This window comes from Rhodococcus sp. OS5 (assembly GCF_056837585.1).
In genome coordinates this window covers 5100611-5116753 of record NZ_CM166368.1, presented here as the reverse complement: position 1 = coordinate 5116753, position 16143 = coordinate 5100611, and the positions used below count along the sequence as shown (strand labels likewise).

General features: G+C 61.9%; 13 protein-coding genes, 3 tRNA genes and 1 riboswitch. Of the genes, 11 read left to right on the top strand and 5 right to left on the bottom strand.

From position 1 onward, the window contains the following. Nucleotides 1-7 precede the first annotated feature (7 nt). Together ACVZUB_RS23755 and ACVZUB_RS23750 are read right to left on the bottom strand one after the other, a co-directional pair. Complete coding sequence (locus tag ACVZUB_RS23755; protein ID WP_054780995.1) at nt 8-1399, bottom strand: MFS transporter; 1392 nt, start codon at nt 1397-1399, stop codon at nt 8-10. Further along, complete coding sequence (locus ACVZUB_RS23750) at nt 1396-1887, bottom strand: MarR family winged helix-turn-helix transcriptional regulator (protein ID WP_007733882.1); 492 nt, start codon at nt 1885-1887, stop codon at nt 1396-1398. The genes ACVZUB_RS23755 and ACVZUB_RS23750 overlap by 4 nt, the downstream gene beginning before the upstream one ends. A 405-nt stretch (nt 1888-2292) precedes the next feature. On the opposite strand from ACVZUB_RS23750, the gene ACVZUB_RS23745 reads away from it, so the two are divergent. The 10 genes from ACVZUB_RS23745 (at nt 2293) to ACVZUB_RS23700 (ending at nt 11920) form a co-directional block, all read left to right on the top strand. Further along, nucleotides 2293-2946, top strand: coding sequence for a TetR/AcrR family transcriptional regulator (locus ACVZUB_RS23745; protein ID WP_003940323.1), 654 nt, complete (start codon nt 2293-2295; stop codon nt 2944-2946). A 112-nt stretch (nt 2947-3058) separates the two neighbouring features. Continuing rightward, nucleotides 3059-3131 (top strand) — tRNA-Glu (locus ACVZUB_RS23740). Nucleotides 3132-3266: 135 nt separating this feature from the next. Then, nucleotides 3267-3340 (top strand) — tRNA-Asp (locus ACVZUB_RS23735). Nucleotides 3341-3410: 70 nt separating this feature from the next. Further along, a tRNA-Phe gene (locus ACVZUB_RS23730) sits at nt 3411-3487 on the top strand. A 241-nt stretch (nt 3488-3728) separates the two neighbouring features. Then, complete coding sequence (locus ACVZUB_RS23725) at nt 3729-5357, top strand: ABC transporter substrate-binding protein (protein ID WP_165639053.1); 1629 nt, start codon at nt 3729-3731, stop codon at nt 5355-5357. 179 nt (nt 5358-5536) lie between these two features. Beyond that, nucleotides 5537-5632: riboswitch (SAM riboswitch) on the top strand. 4 nt (nt 5633-5636) lie between these two features. After that, complete coding sequence (locus ACVZUB_RS23720; protein WP_312637944.1) at nt 5637-6716, top strand: LLM class flavin-dependent oxidoreductase; 1080 nt, start codon at nt 5637-5639, stop codon at nt 6714-6716. Nucleotides 6717-6745: 29 nt separating this feature from the next. Next, the gene (locus tag ACVZUB_RS23715; protein ID WP_054780994.1) at nt 6746-8140 is read left to right on the top strand and encodes an NtaA/DmoA family FMN-dependent monooxygenase; all 1395 of its coding nucleotides are present in this window, start codon (nt 6746-6748) and stop codon (nt 8138-8140) included. A 69-nt stretch (nt 8141-8209) separates the two neighbouring features. Further along, a complete protein-coding gene (locus tag ACVZUB_RS23710; RefSeq protein WP_482628549.1) occupies nt 8210-9571 on the top strand; it encodes an MFS transporter in 1362 nt (453 codons plus the stop codon). Nucleotides 9572-9795: 224 nt separating this feature from the next. Then, nucleotides 9796-11172 carry a putative lipid II flippase FtsW gene (gene ftsW / locus ACVZUB_RS23705; protein WP_434738604.1) on the top strand — a complete coding sequence of 459 codons (1377 nt, stop codon included), beginning with the start codon at nt 9796-9798 and terminating at the stop codon, nt 11170-11172. 115 nt (nt 11173-11287) lie between these two features. Continuing rightward, nucleotides 11288-11920, top strand: a complete 633-nt coding sequence (locus ACVZUB_RS23700) for a TetR family transcriptional regulator (RefSeq protein ID WP_422662720.1) — start codon at nt 11288-11290, stop codon at nt 11918-11920. A gap of 3 nt (nt 11921-11923) precedes the next feature. Here the strand turns inward: ACVZUB_RS23700 and ACVZUB_RS23695 are convergent, their stop codons facing one another. Then, nucleotides 11924-12682 carry an SDR family NAD(P)-dependent oxidoreductase gene (locus tag ACVZUB_RS23695; protein ID WP_341513723.1) on the bottom strand — a complete coding sequence of 253 codons (759 nt, stop codon included), beginning with the start codon at nt 12680-12682 and terminating at the stop codon, nt 11924-11926. A gap of 131 nt (nt 12683-12813) precedes the next feature. Here ACVZUB_RS23695 and ACVZUB_RS23690 point away from each other — a divergent pair, with 131 nt between their 5' ends. Further along, a complete protein-coding gene (locus tag ACVZUB_RS23690) occupies nt 12814-13554 on the top strand; it encodes a VIT1/CCC1 transporter family protein (protein ID WP_007733901.1) in 741 nt (246 codons plus the stop codon). A 54-nt stretch (nt 13555-13608) separates the two neighbouring features. On the opposite strand, the gene ACVZUB_RS23685 is transcribed toward ACVZUB_RS23690, so the two are convergent. After that, the gene (locus ACVZUB_RS23685) at nt 13609-14499 is read right to left on the bottom strand and encodes a universal stress protein (protein WP_063315860.1); all 891 of its coding nucleotides are present in this window, start codon (nt 14497-14499) and stop codon (nt 13609-13611) included. A gap of 49 nt (nt 14500-14548) precedes the next feature. Further along, nucleotides 14549-16084: a CYTH and CHAD domain-containing protein gene (locus tag ACVZUB_RS23680; protein WP_007733905.1), complete on the bottom strand. Its 1536-nt coding sequence runs from the start codon at nt 16082-16084 to the stop codon at nt 14549-14551. Nucleotides 16085-16143 lie beyond the last annotated feature (59 nt).

Below are 16143 nucleotides of genomic sequence, written 5' to 3'. Positions count from 1 at the left end.
GCAGAGTCTAACGGGACCGCAGAGTCCGTGAAAACACCACCCCCACCAGAAGGGCGATTCCGATGACGGCGATGGTCCCGCCCGTGCGATGCAGACCCGCGTCGTCGATGGTTCCGCGCATGGTCAACTCGATGACGACGGCAGCAAGGTTGGCGCCGATGTACTGGATTGTTCGGTACAGACCGATCGCCGTCCCGACGTCGGCGGAGGTGGTCACCGAGTTGATCAGGTTCTGGTTTCCCATGTTGTTGAAGCCGTTGGGAATGCCCAGGATCGCCGCAATCAGCAGGAGTGCCACTAGGGGAGTCGAGCTCGATTCGACAAAGGCGATCAGAACGCCGCCGACGGCCAAGGCCGCGGTGCCGATCAGCAAGGTGATCCGTGCGCCGAATTTCCCGTACACCCTGGACGCGGACATGGTCGCGAAGATCCCGACCGCAGCGACAGGCAGCATGAAGACCCCGGCGCTGATCGGTGACATTCCGCGGGCTACCTGTAGCCACTGGGGGAGTCCGAAGAAGATGCAGTAGAACGCTGTGTAAGTCAGCAGGGTCCGGCCGAGAGTCATGCTCAGTGCGCGGTTTCGGACGACGGCGCGGACGTCGATGAACGCCGAGGCCGTTCGACGTTCCCACCAGACGAACAGGAACGCGAAGAGGGCCGTCGACGGGACGAGGTACCACTTCGCGTGCTCGGCGAGAGAGAGGAGAAAGAGCATCGTCGATGTCGTCAGAGCGAGAAACAGGGTGATGCCCAGTGGGTCGAGAGATTTGAACAACGCAGCGGCGCCGGCCCGGTCGGGCAGGGCGGAGTCGCTCGGGGCGGCGAAGAAGACCCATACGGCAGTGACGACGACAAGTGGGAGGTTCACCCACATGATCGATTGCCAACCGAGTGTGCCGACCAACAACCCGCCGAGAGTGGGCCCCAGCGCGACGACCGATTGAGCGCAAATGGTGAGTGTTGCTATAGCTGAACGGGTTTGAGTCCGGTGGCGGTCAGCGTATTCGCGGATGACGGTCATTGCGTTCGGATACTGTGTCGCCGTGCCGATTCCGAGCAGGATTCGTGCGGCGATCAGCCAGCCCAGCGACGGGGCGAGCGAGCCGAGGATCGATCCGGCAGCGATCAGGCCCAATCCGGCGAGGTAGACGCGTTTGGCGCCGAGGATCGATCCGAGTCGACCAGCCGCCGGCGCCGTGACCGCAGTCGCGATGTAGAGGGCCGAGATGACCCACGCTGTGCCTGAACTGGAACCGAAGTATGTGGCGATCGGGACGATTGCCACGGCAATCATCGACGAGTTCAGCGCTTGAAGAACGGTTCCGGAGCCGAGAGCAAGACTCAGTTTCAGTGGAACGGGAGTTTGGGGGGTCGGCGTTTCGACGACGGTGGTCACGAGTTCATCAGTGACTCCTCTGATATCGATGTCGATGCTGGGGACTCGCCCTGGCCTAGTCTGCGCAGGATTCGGCCGGCGATCAGAAGCAAGTCACGCTCGGCTTCGGTGCACTCGGCGTCGATGACCTCAGCCAGCCACTCTGTTCGTTTCGTTCGGTCTTCGTGAAGGGTCGATGTGCCGAGTTCGGTCATCGTGACCAAGACCGCGCGGCCGTCCGATGGATCCGCCCTTCGCGTCACCATGCCCTGTTCTTCGAGCGCCGCCACGGTCTTTGCGATTGATTGCGGTGTGACGCGCTCGAATTTTGCCAACTCTTTGGCGGTCGACGGACCTTGTCGGTCGAGGTGGCCGAGGGCCTGGATCTGGCTCGGCGTGAGCTTGTGGTCGTTGCGTTTGGTGCGTAGACGTCGGACGAAGGCACCCAGATCGTCCCAAAGTACGTCGATCTCGTCTCGAGCCTTGCTGCGACCCTCTCCAACGTTCATTTAGACAGTCTAACTGTGTTGTTTCGATGCTGCCAGCACGGTTTCGACGGAAAAGGGGGAATAAACAATTGCACTAGTTGTTTAAAACCTTGGGACTGCTGTCCATCGGTCGGCGAAGCAGTTCCGTCTGCGAGGTCGAATTATCAGAATCTCGGGCACGAAAAAGCTCGGATGCGCACCCCCTGCGGCGCACCCGAGCGGCCAAAACCATACCACTTGGTGTCTTTTGGGCATAAAGTCGGTTCTTGTCCCCTGAACAGCCGATTGCGTCTAGTACTTTTGGCGGGTATGGCTCTAGTCCTTACGTAGGGTGTGTTGGAGGGGATATTGTGAAGTTTCGGGGGATGACAGGCGCCGATCACGGCGGCTCTGCGTACCAACTCTGCGAGAGGCACAACACCGTAAATGGCACGTCAACAAGAGCGTGCGCGGCGTACCCGCGCCGCCCTGGTCGAAGCGGCTGCAGTCGAATTCGCCAAGCGCGGCTATGCAGCTGCGTCGGTGAACACGATCCTCGAGGGCTCCCGCGCCACCAAAGGCGCCATGTATTTCCATTTCCAGTCCAAGGAAGAGTTGGCGCGAGCGGTTCTGACCTCGGCTATCGAAACCTTCACTGGAATTACTGATCGTTGGGCCAAGAGAACAGACCTCGATCCATTCGTCGCTTTGCACGGTCTCGTGCTCGACATTGCCGAGGTCTTCCGTGCCGAGGTAATCGTGCAGGCGGAATTCCGGCTGATCATCGAGCCCGAGTTCTACAAGGATGTGCAGTCCGGTGGTGGGCAGGTCTGGGGAAAGACCGCCTATGAGTTGGCATTGCGTGCCAAGGACGACGGTTTGCTCCGAGAGGACGCCGACCCGGACAAATTCACGCGTGTACTGGCAGCGAGCCTTGCCGGTCAGCGGTACATGGCAGACCTGATTGCCTCCAGTGGAGATCTGGGCGAGTGGTTCGAGGAGTCTCTCGAAGTAGTCCTCGAAGCCATGGCTACGCCGCAGTGGTTGGAGACGTTCCATCGTGACGGGTGGCCCCAAGTCGAGTTCCCTGACACTGAATAGTGCACTTTTCTGCCCGTGAACAGGCGATTTGTGATTTCCGAATGCCGTGCCATAAGCTATCCAAGCTCCCAACGGAACGCCGTTGGGGTACTAGTTCGGAGAGATCCGGCGGGCCCCCTTCGTCTAGCGGCCTAGGACGCCGCCCTTTCAAGGCGGTAGCGCGGGTTCGAATCCCGTAGGGGGTACGTTTTGCGAAGGCGAAACGATGCAGTATGGTTTGACCCGCACGACACGCTTTGAGATGCACAAATGCCAGGCCAGGACAGTGGTTTGGGAGCGGCTCGAAGATGTAGTACGGTTTCACAGCAAGGAAAAAGCAAGGCCCTGTGGCGCAGTTGGTTAGCGCGCCGCCCTGTCACGGCGGAGGTCGCGGGTTCGAGTCCCGTCAGGGTCGCAAAGCTTTGTTCTCAATCAATCGGTTGAGAACAAAGCAATGCGATAGGCATTCGGTTCGGGTGCCGTCCGGCCAGGTAGCTCAGTTGGTACGAGCGTCCGCCTGAAAAGCGGAAGGTCGCCGGTTCGATCCCGGCCCTGGCCACCATAATTCTTTTCGACAAGCTCCAATCTCATGTTCTTCGAACATAAGGTTGGAGCTTTTTCGTATTCGGATGTCAGTCGCCGTCAACCACTCGGCCCGATCATCTCAGTTATGCGCATCCTTTGTCTCCGTGAATGTTTCCGGTCACCGGGAACGTGCTGGGCGTCACTCCACAGAGGACATCACTATTAGCCGATTGCGGCCGATCCGTGGCTGCGTCTACTGAAAGTGAGGTGGAATCTCCGTGTCGCACTCGAGATCTTGGCGCATCGGGAAAGTCAGCCGGGTCGCCGTCGCATTGTTCGGCACCGGGGTTCTGTTGGTGGGCTGCGCGAGCAACGGTGACGACAGCGGGACCGATACGACGACCGCGTCGGCGGACGTCGTGACCGGCATGGTCAACGAGCAGCCCGATCCGGGAACTGCGGTGGCCGGCGGGACCATGACGTACGGCGTACAGGTGCTCGTTCCCTCACTCGACCCGACGAAGACGGCCGCGCGCGGCGGTTCCGGCGGTGAGGCCTTCGCTGCTGTGTACGACGTCCTGATGAGTTACGACACTGCGAGCGGCGAGTTCGAGCCCAAGTTGGCTCAATCGCTCGAGACAGCTGACGACGGAGCCACCTGGACGCTGAAACTTCGCGACGGTGTGAAGTTCAGTGACGGCACCACCCTCGACGCCAACGCCGTGATCGCGAGCATCGATCGGTACAACGCGGGCAAGGGCAATGGCGCCGAACTGTGGCTGGCTTCGGTGGAATCGGCGCAGGCAAGCGGTCCGACGACGGTGGAATTCAAGCTGAAGACGCCGTGGATGCGCTTTCCGTCGATGCTCGCACTCGGGCACGGGATGATCGTCGCCCCGAGTTCGCAGCAAGGCGACAAGTTCACCGCCGTCGGAGCCGGACCTTTCACCGAAGATGTCTTCACACCGAGCGTCGAGCGAATCTTCAAAGCCAACCCGTCCTACTACGGCGGCGCTCCCAAGCTGGACAAGTTGCGGATGGTTGCGCTCAACGGCCCGCAGGCCAATCTCGAATCATTGAACAGCGGTCAGCTCGATGTCGCCTACATTCGCGGCCTCACGTCGGCGATCAATTCTGCCAAGTCCGCTGGTTACCCCGGCTACATCGACGTGCTCAATGCCGGCAGTGCCGAGATCGTCAACAACCGTGAAGGCCGACCGGGCTCGGATGTTCGCGTTCGCCAGGCCATCGGCTACGCGCTGGACACCACGTTGATCGATCAGCGAGTGGAAAACGGTGAGGGATTGCCGGGCTCGGAGTTGTTCGGTCCGACGTCGCAATGGCATGTAGACACACCGGGTATTGCCTACGACCCCGAAAAGTCGAAGGAACTTCTGAATCAGGCAAAGGCAGACGGGTACGACGGCAGCCTCGACTACGTCGTTCTCAGTGAGCCGAAGGACCACGCGATCGGCCTCGCCGTGCAGTCACTGTTGCAGGCCGTCGGGTTCGAGGTGAACTTGATCTTGGCCAACAACGCCGGCGACATCGTGCAGAACGTCTACGTCAAGCACGATTTCGACCTCGCGCACGCGGGCATCGGAATGTACGAGTCGATTCTCGATCTCGGATTGTTCTCCACGACCAACAGCACCTCGATGGCGAATACTGCTGGATATGCGAACCCGGCGATGGATCAGCTGATCGCAGATCTACAACAGGCCAAGGACAATTCGTCGACCCTGGCGATCATCGGCAAAATTCAGACGCTGTGGAACGAGACGGTTCCGTCGGCGCCGATCGGCGGGCTGACGTCGTTCTGGGCTTGGCAGAAGAACGTGCACGGTGTGGTTCCGACTGCAACCGGCATCATGCTGTTCGATCAGGCATGGATGGGCGCGAAGTAGCGTTCCAGCGCACACCGAGAGCTCCGTCCGACGCGAGTCGGGCGGGGCTCTTTCGTGTCTACGTCGGCTAGCGTTGCGCAACCCTTTCGATCAGGATGATTGTATTGAAATATGTTGTAGGTCAATATGATTCGACAAGCGTGATTTGACTTGCCCAGCGTGGCCCGCATAGATTGCATCCACCATCCAGAGTGGCTGAGAGACCTGGCTCGATGATGCCGCAGCAACCCGCTACCTAACCGCAGTGTGGGTGCTACCGCCAGGACCGATGGAGGACACATGACTGTATTTGCCGTGGGTATCGAACTGGACGGCGAGGGCACTCACCCCGCTGCCTGGCGCCGAAGCTCACACCGCCCGGACCAGCTGCTCACGGGCAAAGCCGTGCGCGATCGCGTCGCGGCTGCCGAGAATGCCGGCTTCACGTTCGCGACGTTCGACGATTCCATCCTCCCCCCGAGTGGTGACGTCGTCGGCCGCATCGATGCCGTCTCGAGGGCGTCGTACGTGGCGGCGACAACCAGCACGATCGGGCTGGTCCCCGTCGTCGGGACCACGTACGCCGAACCGTTTCATACGTCCTCGCAATTGGCGACGTTGGACTACTCCTCGCGTGGGCGTGGCGGCTGGCTTGCTGTTCCGGTCGAAGACGATGCCGCGGCGAGGGCGTGGGGGAGGGCTCCGGTAACAACGGAGTCGGCGCGTCAGCAAGAGCAGCGGGATTCGGTCACCGTTGTGACCGATCTCTGGGACTCGTGGGAGGACGACGCCGTCGTTCGTGACTATCTCAGTGGGCGTTTCCTCGAGCGTGATCGTCTGCATTACGTCAATTTCGAGGGCGACACGTTCTCGGTGAAGGGGCCGGCAATCGTTCCGCGGCCGCCTCAAGGCCAGTTGGTGGTGTTCGGCCGCTACGGCGAAATCGATCCACGCCAGCCGGATGTTGTTCTCGTTTCCGGTGATTCGGTGGAGACCATTGCACAGTCGGCTGCCAAGGCGCGCGATGAGGGCGCGTCATTGGTGTTCGCCGAGGTCGATGTGGCATTCGATACGCCGAATCTGTCTGCGGCGCAGCGGAGGACCGAGCTGAACTCGTACGGGAATGCCGTCGTCACCGGCCGACTGCTCCTGGCTGCAGATCCGGGGGAAGCGGCCGTGGTTCTGAAGGAATTGGCCGGACACCTCGACGGTGTTCATTTCCATGCTCTCGTGATCGACGAGGACCTTCCGGTGCTGGCCAAATTCGTGCTTCCGACGCTGTCCAAGGCCGGGTTGACGCGACGCCCGGTTCCGGGATCGACTCTGAGGGGCAACCTCGGTCTGCAGCGGCCCGCAAATCGATTCGTCCACTCCTCCTGACTTGACTTCGCGCTAAGGATATTTCGGCCATGACTGCATCACGCTCCGCCGTACCTCGACCCGACGCTCACGTTCACTTCGGTGTCTTCTTCCAGGGGGTCAACCACACCACCATCTGGTCCGATTCCGCGAGCGGATCCCAGATCGACTTCGAGACGTTTCGGCGGTTGGTACTCACCGCCGAGCGAGGTCTGTTCGACGCCTTCTTCCTCGGTGAAGGCCTGCGGCTTCGGGAACAGAACGGCAAGATTCTCGATCTGGATATCGCCGGCCGACCCGACGCCATTGCGCAGTTGGCCGCCCTCGCCGGTATCACCGACAAGATCGGGCTGGTCGCGACACAGAACACCACGTACAACGAACCGGCCGACCTCGCCCGTCGACTCTCCGGCCTCGATCTACTTTCCGACGGACGGGCCGGCTGGAATGCGGTGACCACCGACAACGCTTGGACGGGAGAGAATTTCCGTCGCGGTGGTTTCCTCGACCACGCCCTGCGTTACGAGCGTGCCGGGCAGTTCATCGAAACTGCACGGGCACTGTGGGATTCGTGGGCCGACGACGCGATCTCGGATTCTCGCACGTCCGAGAACTGGTCTACTCCGGGTGCCGTCGGCGACGTGCGCAGGCGGACTTCACAGTTCGACATCTCCGTGACGCCGACGCTTCCCCGAAGCCGCCAGGGGCATCCGGTCATCTTCCAAGCGGGTGATTCCCCGAGTGGACGCGATTTCGCGGCGACCCATGCCGACGTCATCTTCTCGCGACACGGGACTCATTTCGACGGCGCGCTCGACTTCGCCGACGACATTCGGGCTCGGTTGCGTAAAGCCGGGCGACCGGAGGACGACGTCAAGATCTTGCCCAGCACGCAGATCGTGTTGGCGGAGAACGAGTCCGAAGTCGAGGAGAAGGCACGGTGGGTCCTCGAAGGCCAGTTCACCGGTCAGACTGCCCTCTCTCTCGTCGGACTGGTGTGGGGTAAGGACCTTTCCGATCGAGACCCCGACGGTCCACTCCCCGAGGAAGATCCGGTTGCCCGCCCGGTTTCGGAGACGCGCGGTTCCGCGCGGGACGGCAACGACCCCATTGCGATCGCACGTGAATGGCGTGCTCTTGCCGAGGCAAAGAATCTGTCCCTACGTCAGGTCGCTATCGAGACCTCGCAGCGTTCGGGTTTTGCGGGCACTCCGGGGCAGGTCGCAGATCAGTTGGTCCATTGGGTGCGCAACGGAGCTTCGGACGGCTTCAACATCTCGCCGTACCTGGTGCCGACCGGGCTCGACGAGATCGTCGACTGGTTGATCCCGGAACTGCAGGAGCGTGGGGCGTACCGCACCGAGTACTCCACGTCGACGCTGCGAGAGCACTTGGGGTTGCGACCGCCGCTCACGCGTCGGGCCACGTCTGAAGCTGCGGGGTAACGGGTCCTGTCCCACACAGTCACAGCGACGGCCGAATCCACCAAGCTCGGTTCGGCCGTCCGCTGGGAAATCGTCGTCTGCGTAGCTGCGGGTTTCACCACCCTTCTCGATTCGGCGGTGCTCGGAATCGGGGTTCCGTCGATCCGGGCGTCGCTGGGCGCGTCGACCTCCGAGGTGCAGTGGATCCTTGCGAGCTATTCGCTGACTTTCGGCTTGGCCCTTGTGCCGGCGGGCCGACTCGGTGACGTCGTCGGGCGTCGACGCTTGTTCTTGGCGGGGCTGAGCATTTTCGCTGTGATGGGAATCCTCGGAGCATGTGCGTCGGATCCGTCGATGATCGTGTTGGCTCGTCTTGGGCAGGGGATCGGCGCAGGCACCATCAGTTCGCAGGTGCTCGGCATCATCACCGACCGGGTGTCCGGAAAGGCTCGGGCGAAGGCGTTGGGCGCGTACAGCACCGCGGGTGGTCTGGCCGGCGTTTCCGGACCGATCCTCGGTGGCGTTCTGCTGAAGTATTCCGACGCCGACTTCGGATGGCGGTTGCTTCTCGTTCTCAACGTGCCGTTTGCCGTGATCACTCTGATTTTGGCGTTTCGCTTTCTGCGCCGTGATCGAACTACCCGATCGGGCGCATCGATCGATCCGGTTGGGCTGTGTCTGCTGGCGACTACGACCGGGCTCCTGTTGTGGCCCATCGTGACCCGGACCAGTGTCACTGTGGCTGCGGCTTTCCTGATCGGTGCGTTCGGCGCTGCCGTTGCCTTCTGGTTCTGGGAACGTCGGTACGCCGAGCGCGGCGGGACGCCGGTACTGCTTCCGTCGTTGATCGCCTCACGGGGCTTCCGACTGGGTACGACGGTTGCACTCTTCTGGTTCGGATCCATCCTCGCCGTCAACGCGGTGCTCAGCCTCTATCTGATCGAAGGTTTGGGCTTCGCCCCGCTGAGTGCGGCGTTGATCATGACCGGTAGCTCACTCGCGATGGCATTGACGTCGGCTCTCGGATGGCGGCTGGTTGCCAGGTTCGGCCGAAGTGCAGTGGTTTTTGCCATAGTCGGCGAGATCCTTGTCATCCTCGGGTACATCGCAGCGGTCAATCTGATTCCGCGGGAACATCTGATCCCGGTGCTGGTGGTCCTGGCGGTGTTGTCGGGAGTTGCCAGCGGTTTGGTCGACGCGCCCAATCGGGTGCTGACTCTCGAATATGCACCGCCGGGCGCGAACGGTGTTGCGGCGGGTTTCCTTCAACTGTCTCAGCGCCTGTCAGCGACCATCTCGCTGGCCGCGGTATCGGGGTTGTATCTCGGTGTACTCGGATGCTCGCCCGACGGATACGGACGTGCGTTCGGGATCGCGCTTGCCGTCTGCGTGGTCATGTTGACGCTCTCGTTGGCGGGGGCGGTGGCAGACCGACGCCGGCGAAGGACGTGACCTGGTATTTCGTGGGTCTCCATGGACCTCGGGAGGCCGAGCCCGTGTGACTCATGGGACTTGTGTTACCCATGGGTTAGGAGTCGTGGGACGATACTTGTGTGGTGACCGGTCGCAGTGAAGACAAGCCCAACGGTCGCGGGAGTGGAGAGCCAGTTAACTCACCCCGTGGAGCGTCGGACAAACGTGACCGCACATCGACACCCTTCCGCGCTCGAACGGCGATGTGGACGAATCGGCCACTGTTCGATTTCCATATGATCGTCGGTCTGGTCGTGCTGATCGTCGCGTTCGGACTGCTGATGGTGCTGTCGTCTTCGGGCGTCGAATCCTATGTTCTGTCCGGGACGTCCTACGCCCGCTTCTGGCCCCAGTGCATGTTCGCAGCGATCGGTTTGATGATGTTCGTGGCGGTCGTGCGGTTGCCGACCGAAACGATGCGTAGAGCCTCACCATGGCTGCTGATCCTGTGTCTTGTTCTGCTTGTCCTGGTGCTGATTCCAGGTATCGGCTCGGAACAGATGGGTGCTCGCAGCTGGTTCGTGATCGCGGGCATTTCCTTCCAGCCGTCGGAGCTGGCCAAACTTGCTCTGGCGATCTGGTCCGCAGCGACGGTTGCGTCGTTCATGAAGGCGCGGATGGACGTCAACCGCGCGCTGCCGGTGATCGGCGGTACGACGTTGCTGGTTCTGGTTCTGGTGGTGTTGGAGAAGGACCTCGGAACCACCATCACCATCGGCATCATTTTCATGTCGGTGCTGTGGTTCGGGCTGTTCCGGATGAAGACATTCATCAGCCTCACACTCGGTTCCGCAGTCGCATTTCTCGTGCTCGGGCTTACTGCTGGTTACCGCTCGGATCGCATCAAGGCTTTCCTCAATCCTGATCTCGACCCGCAGGGTTTGAACTTCCAGAGCACTCAGGCCAAGTACGCACTGGCGAACGGAGGCATCTTCGGGCGCGGTCTAGGACAGTCCGACGCCAAATGGAGCTATCTCCCGCAGGCGCACAACGACTTCATTTTTGCCGTGATCGGTGAAGAGTTGGGTCTGGTCGGCGCGCTGATCGTCGTCGCTCTCTTTGCCGCGGTTCTGATCGTCGGGCTGCGGATCGCGAAACGGTCCACTGATCCGTTCCTCAAAGTCATGACAGCGACGGCAACGACGTTGATCGTCGTGCAGGCGTTCATCAACATCGCCTACGTCGTCGGCCTGATTCCGGTGACCGGTCTGCAACTACCGCTCATCTCGGCGGGCGGAACGTCGATGATCACCACCCTGCTGATGTTCGGGCTCATCGCGCACGCAGCCTTCCGTGAGCCCGAGGCTGTCGCCTCGGCCGAGAGCAGCGGTCGCGGTTGGATACCGCTGGTCTTCGGCAAGCCTCGGTTCGGCATTGCCAAGAAGCCACAGACCGATCGACGGAGGCCGCCAGCTCGCCGCGCCCAGCCTGCTCCAACTGGGCAACGCCGACCGGAACGACGGGCACCACAACCCGACAGACGCCGGACTCCAGCTCCGGGCCGACGCGCACCCTCTCGCGACTGGTCGGAAGATCCACGTAGACGCGGCCGATCCGATCGGCCGCGGCGCGCTTCCTGATCTGGGCCAGTTCCACTGGCGGGCAGTTTCGGAAGCGGGCAGTCATGCACCCGACAATTGCGTTGGGCGGCTACATTGGGAGTCGGCAAAACGACGTCTAAAAAGGGTTGTGGACATGGCAGGTGGCGACAAGACAGACCAGTCGGTGGTCGAACGTAGCTCGGTGACCGGACGTCGTACGACGCCGTCGCAGCGAGCGCGTTTTCGCCGGATTGTCGACGCCGCAATGGAATCCGCCTCCGAAGGCGGCTACGACGCGGTGCAGATGCGATCGGTCGCCGATCGCGCCGGCGTCGCGATCGGCACTGTTTACCGGTATTTCCCGTCCAAGAACCACATGCTCGTCGTCGCATTGTTGTGGATGTTCGAGGGTTTGCGTGACAGATTCCAGGACTTTGTAATCCCGGGCGAGACTCCGTCGGACCGAATTCTGTTTGTGCTGCGCAAGAATACGGAGGTCCTCGAGACCGATCACCTCCGTTACGAAGCGTTGGTTCGGGCGTACATGTTCGCGGACGCGTCGGCGACCCCGGAACTCAACGCGCTCGGTGGGGTCGTGACCGAGATGTTCGCGAAGGCGATCGGTGTCGAGGAAGTCTCGCAGCAGCAGTTGGACGCGGTGAAGGTGATCGACGACGTCTGGATGTCGAGTCTCGTCTCGTGGGTTGCGGGCCGGATGACGACGGACGAGGTGATGGCGCACCTGGAACTTGCCGTGCGACTGGTCTTTCGCAAGTTGGGCGGATAGCGCTCAGACGGTGTAGCCACCGTCGACGTTGAGCTTCTGACCGCTGATGAATCCGGCCGCGTCGCTTGCGAGGAAACATACTGCTTCGGCGATGTCGGCAGCTGATCCGAAGCGCTTCAACGGGATTCGGCTCATCGTCACGTCGAGCGCGCCCTGGTCGAGTTCGGCGGAGCTGATCAGGCGCTCCGCCATTCCGTCCGTCAACATGCCTGGTCCTACAGCGTTGAACCGGACGCCGTAGCGTCCTTCCTCTGCGGCGAATCCGCGAACAAGTTGTTCGACAGCCCCTTTGGTGCCAGCGGAGAGTCCGTCGCGCACGGGAAAGCGATCCGTTGCCGCGGTTGTCACCGCCACCACCGAACCCGAGGATGCACGCAGCGCAGGCAGGGCGGTGTGGACGAGGGTGAAGAACGCCGCGGCCTCCTGGTTGAGTTGTTCGGTGAAGAACGCCGGCGTCACACGTGAGAGGTGCGTCATCGGGACGTGCGGTCCCGCAGCGTGGACCAGCGTCGTCAATGTGCCCAGATCACTGACCGCATCGTTGACGGCGGCGCTGATCGACAACTCGTCGGTCAAGTCGAGAGAGTACGAGTGGGCGCGCACGCCATGCGCTCGAATCTGCTCGCTCAGTTGCTCGGCAGCGCCCTTGTTGTTTCGGTAGGTGAAGGCGACGTCGTGTCCGCGTTCGGCAAGGGTCAGGGCGATCGCCGACCCGATTCCACCGGTTCCGCCGCTGACAAAAGCGGTGCGTACTGCGCTCACAATGCCTCCAGATGTCTGCCGATTCCAAACCGAACAAATGCTTGGTTGGGGTGCCAATCGGAATATATCAGTGCGCGAAGGACAGGCTCAGATTGCTATCGCAACCGGACTGATCGTCCTAATCTGTTGCCATGTCCGGAGACAGTGTGCAGTTGACCGACGGGGCGCCCGGTGGAGAATCGGAACCTCACGCACCGAGTTTGAACAATCGCCTGAACTGGCTGCGTGCAGGTGTTCTGGGTGCAAACGACGGAATCGTCTCGACCGCAGGCCTCGTGGTCGGTGTTGCGGCAGCCACAACCGAGCGCTCAGCAATCTTCACAGCCGGTTTTGCTGGACTGGTTGCCGGCGCTGTGTCCATGGCGTTGGGCGAGTACGTCTCGGTCAGCGCTCAGCGGGATACCGAACGCGCACTCCTGCAGAAGGAGAAGAAGGAACTCCTCGAGACCCCGGAGGCTGAACTTCAGGAACTGACCGAGATCTACGAGAACAAGGGATTGAGTCCGGAGACGGCCCGCCGCGTCGCCGAAGAATTAACCGAGCACGACGCCTTCGCAGCGCACGTAGAAGTCGAATTGGGTATCGATCCAGACGATCTCACCAATCCGTGGCATGCAGCGATTTCGTCGGCAATCTCGTTCACGATCGGCGCGGCGATCCCGTTGGTCGCAATTCTGGTGCCGCCGACAGGCATCCGCGTCCCCATCGCATTTTTCGCGGTGCTGATCGCACTTGCGCTGACCGGGACGATCAGCGCGACGCTCGGCGGAGCTCGCAAGACCAGAGCGGTGCTACGCGTGGTGATCGGTGGCGCGCTGGCGATGGCCGTGACGTACGGAGTAGGTCAGTTGGTGGGCACGGGTCTCGCCTGACCCCTGCTGTGCGCCTTTATTGACCGCGGGGGGTTAATAAAGGCGCACAGCAATTCAGGCGCGACAGATCATGACCGGCCCTGGCGCATGGTGCAGCAGATTCTGGCTGGTGGAGCCCATCACGGCGCCCGCCATCGCACTGCGGCCGTGACTTCCGACAACTATCAACTGTGCGTCGTCGGCGTATTTGAGCATGACGGGAGCAGCGGCACCGGGTTCACTGATGCGGGTGACCGGCACGTCCGGGTACTGGTCGGCCATACCGGCTAGATTTTCCGCCAGTAGCGCCGATTCCTCCTGCTCGACAGCCTCCCAGTCGATCAGGATTCCCGCTCCGCCTTCGCGGAAGGTGGACGAGCCCTGCCAGGTGTGGACCGCGATGAGCGGCGCGTCGAACTGATCGGCATAACGAAACGCGTACTCGACGGCCTTCTTGCTCAACGCGCTTCCGTCGACTCCGACGATGACGGGACGCTGATCCGGACCGGGATTCTCCGCCGAACCACGCCACACGGTGACCGGACAGGTTGCATGATTGGCCACCTTCAGTGCGGTCGATCCGAGCAGCCGTGAGCGCAGTGCACCCGATCCGGTCGACCCCATCACGATCAGGCGTGCGGTACCCGAGGATTCGAGGATATGCGTCGACGCCGGCCCTGGCGCGATCTCGGATTCGATGGTCAGTTCGGGGAATTCGGCCGAAATCACCGCGGCGGCGGCATCGACGATCGCTTCGCCGTCTTCGCGGATCTGGCTGAGGAACTGTGACTGCAACATCACTGCAGCGGGACTGTAGATCGGGCCCTCTTGCGGCAGGGCGTGCGCCAGAATCAGTCGTGAGTTCACCGCGTTCGCGACGGAGGCCGCCCACCGGGCCGCCGCCGTCGAGGCCTCGGATCCGTCGATACCGGCGACGACATCCTGGTGTCCTGCAAGTGTGTTCATGTCTACTCCCTCTGAAATGATCGAGATCGGTCGACTGGTTACAGCGACGTCACCAGAGTGACGATGCTGACTTCACGGCTTCCTTCCACGTCTTGCGTAGCAGGGTCGATTGCCCGTCGGCTATTTCCAGTTCTCGTCGGTAGGCCATGCCCAATCCGAAACTGGTGAGCGAGGTATGCTCCTGCTCGGCTGCCATTGCAAGTAGATGATGTTGGGCGACAACGGAATCCTGGTGCTCGCCGAGAACATCCTGGAAGTGGCTGAAATGCTTCAGTGCACGCTTCGCTCGGCTCTTCGACACGGGTTCCATGACCTCGATCGCGTACTTCATCCGCTTGGCTCCCTTGCGGGCGCGGTGCATTCGCTCGTCACGCTCGGTGCGGCTATCGGCATCGAAGACGTGATCGACCCGCTTACCGACCTTGTGTGCCAGGTGCCGCAGGGTATGGGCCAACTCTCGTGCCGATGCCTTCTTTCCGACGCGGTGGGTGGCGGTGTCGAATTCGAGGTCGCCGACGTACTCGTCGAGGCGATCGAGCAGCGTGGTGTATCGCTCGGAATCGAGCGCCTCGAGGGCTGTTTCCTGGGCGGTTTCACCACGTGCAGAGAAGAACTCGTCGATTCGAGCTCGCACAGCTTCTCGCTCGGGCATCTCGTCGATTTCGCCGAGGCGTTCCACAAGACGCTCCCACTGGACCTCGACGTCGCGGGCGTCACCGAACTTTCCACCGATCCACCGCAGATCCGTGATGAGATCGTCGGTCTTGGGGGAGTGGCCGGCGTACGACTGCAGAGCGCTGCGGATGCGACGTGCCGCAACCCGGAAGTCGTGAACGGCTTCGTCGTCGGCCCGACGCGTGCCGAGATCCGCGGCGACCAGTGCGCGCAATTGTTCGATGAGGTAATTACGCAACAAGATCCGCGGATTCGACGCCTTGCCCGAGGTGACCTCGTGACCGGCGTACGGTGTGACCGACGTGCCCAGTGCTCGTTTGAGTTTGGACGGACTCGCAGAGCGCTCCAGCCCGGCGTCCAGTAGAACCGACTCGATTGCATCGGCCAGCTCTTGCCCGCCTGCGCCTTGTTCGACCTCGACTTCCTGCCACGTGGACTCTCCGGAACCGTCTGCCTTGCAGGCGATGACGGTGTCGGAGACCACTTCGGCAAGCAGCACACCGTTTTCGCCGTTGAGCCTGGTGCGCTCCCGATCGGTGATGATCAGGGCGACCGGCACCAGATCGTGACCGCGAATGATCGCCCGGATCAGACTCGACAGCGGCGAGGGCACATCGGTGCTCTCGTCCGGGGGAAGTTGGATTTCGGTTCGAGTGTCCTGGCCTGCGGGAAGTTTCATGTGCCACCCCGCGTCGTCGCCACCCTCACGCTTGCGCAGCGTGATCTTCTCGGCCAGCAACCGGTAGTCCGCGGTGTCGAAGTAGGTGGCAGAGAGCTGTATCGAGTCGTGGACCGGTTCGCCGACAACACCGGGAAGTCCGCCCAAGGCGGGAACTTCCTGCTCGGCCGGCGCCTCGTACTTGCGCTCGATCTCCCGTACGGCTTCGGGTACGACGGCGGTCTTGCTCATCTGGTCTCCTCTTGCGGTGCGGTCTGCGCTTCCATCCTCCCGGTATCGGAGGCGCAGTG

What these genes read in the sequence shown, in the direction of transcription:
- ftsW (WP_434738604.1), top strand. Translation starts at nt 9,796, where the DNA reads ATGTGGACGAATCGGCCACTGTTCGATTTCCATATGATCGTCGGTCTG.
- ACVZUB_RS23715 (WP_054780994.1), top strand. Translation starts at nt 6,746, where the DNA reads ATGACTGCATCACGCTCCGCCGTACCTCGACCCGACGCTCACGTTCAC.
- ACVZUB_RS23745 (WP_003940323.1), top strand. Translation starts at nt 2,293, where the DNA reads ATGGCACGTCAACAAGAGCGTGCGCGGCGTACCCGCGCCGCCCTGGTC.
- ACVZUB_RS23685 (WP_063315860.1), bottom strand. Translation starts at nt 14,499, where the DNA reads ATGAACACACTTGCAGGACACCAGGATGTCGTCGCCGGTATCGACGGA.
- ACVZUB_RS23690 (WP_007733901.1), top strand. Translation starts at nt 12,814, where the DNA reads ATGTCCGGAGACAGTGTGCAGTTGACCGACGGGGCGCCCGGTGGAGAA.
- ACVZUB_RS23750 (WP_007733882.1), bottom strand. Translation starts at nt 1,887, where the DNA reads ATGAACGTTGGAGAGGGTCGCAGCAAGGCTCGAGACGAGATCGACGTA.
- ACVZUB_RS23700 (WP_422662720.1), top strand. Translation starts at nt 11,288, where the DNA reads ATGGCAGGTGGCGACAAGACAGACCAGTCGGTGGTCGAACGTAGCTCG.
- ACVZUB_RS23680 (WP_007733905.1), bottom strand. Translation starts at nt 16,084, where the DNA reads ATGAGCAAGACCGCCGTCGTACCCGAAGCCGTACGGGAGATCGAGCGC.
- ACVZUB_RS23720 (WP_312637944.1), top strand. Translation starts at nt 5,637, where the DNA reads ATGACTGTATTTGCCGTGGGTATCGAACTGGACGGCGAGGGCACTCAC.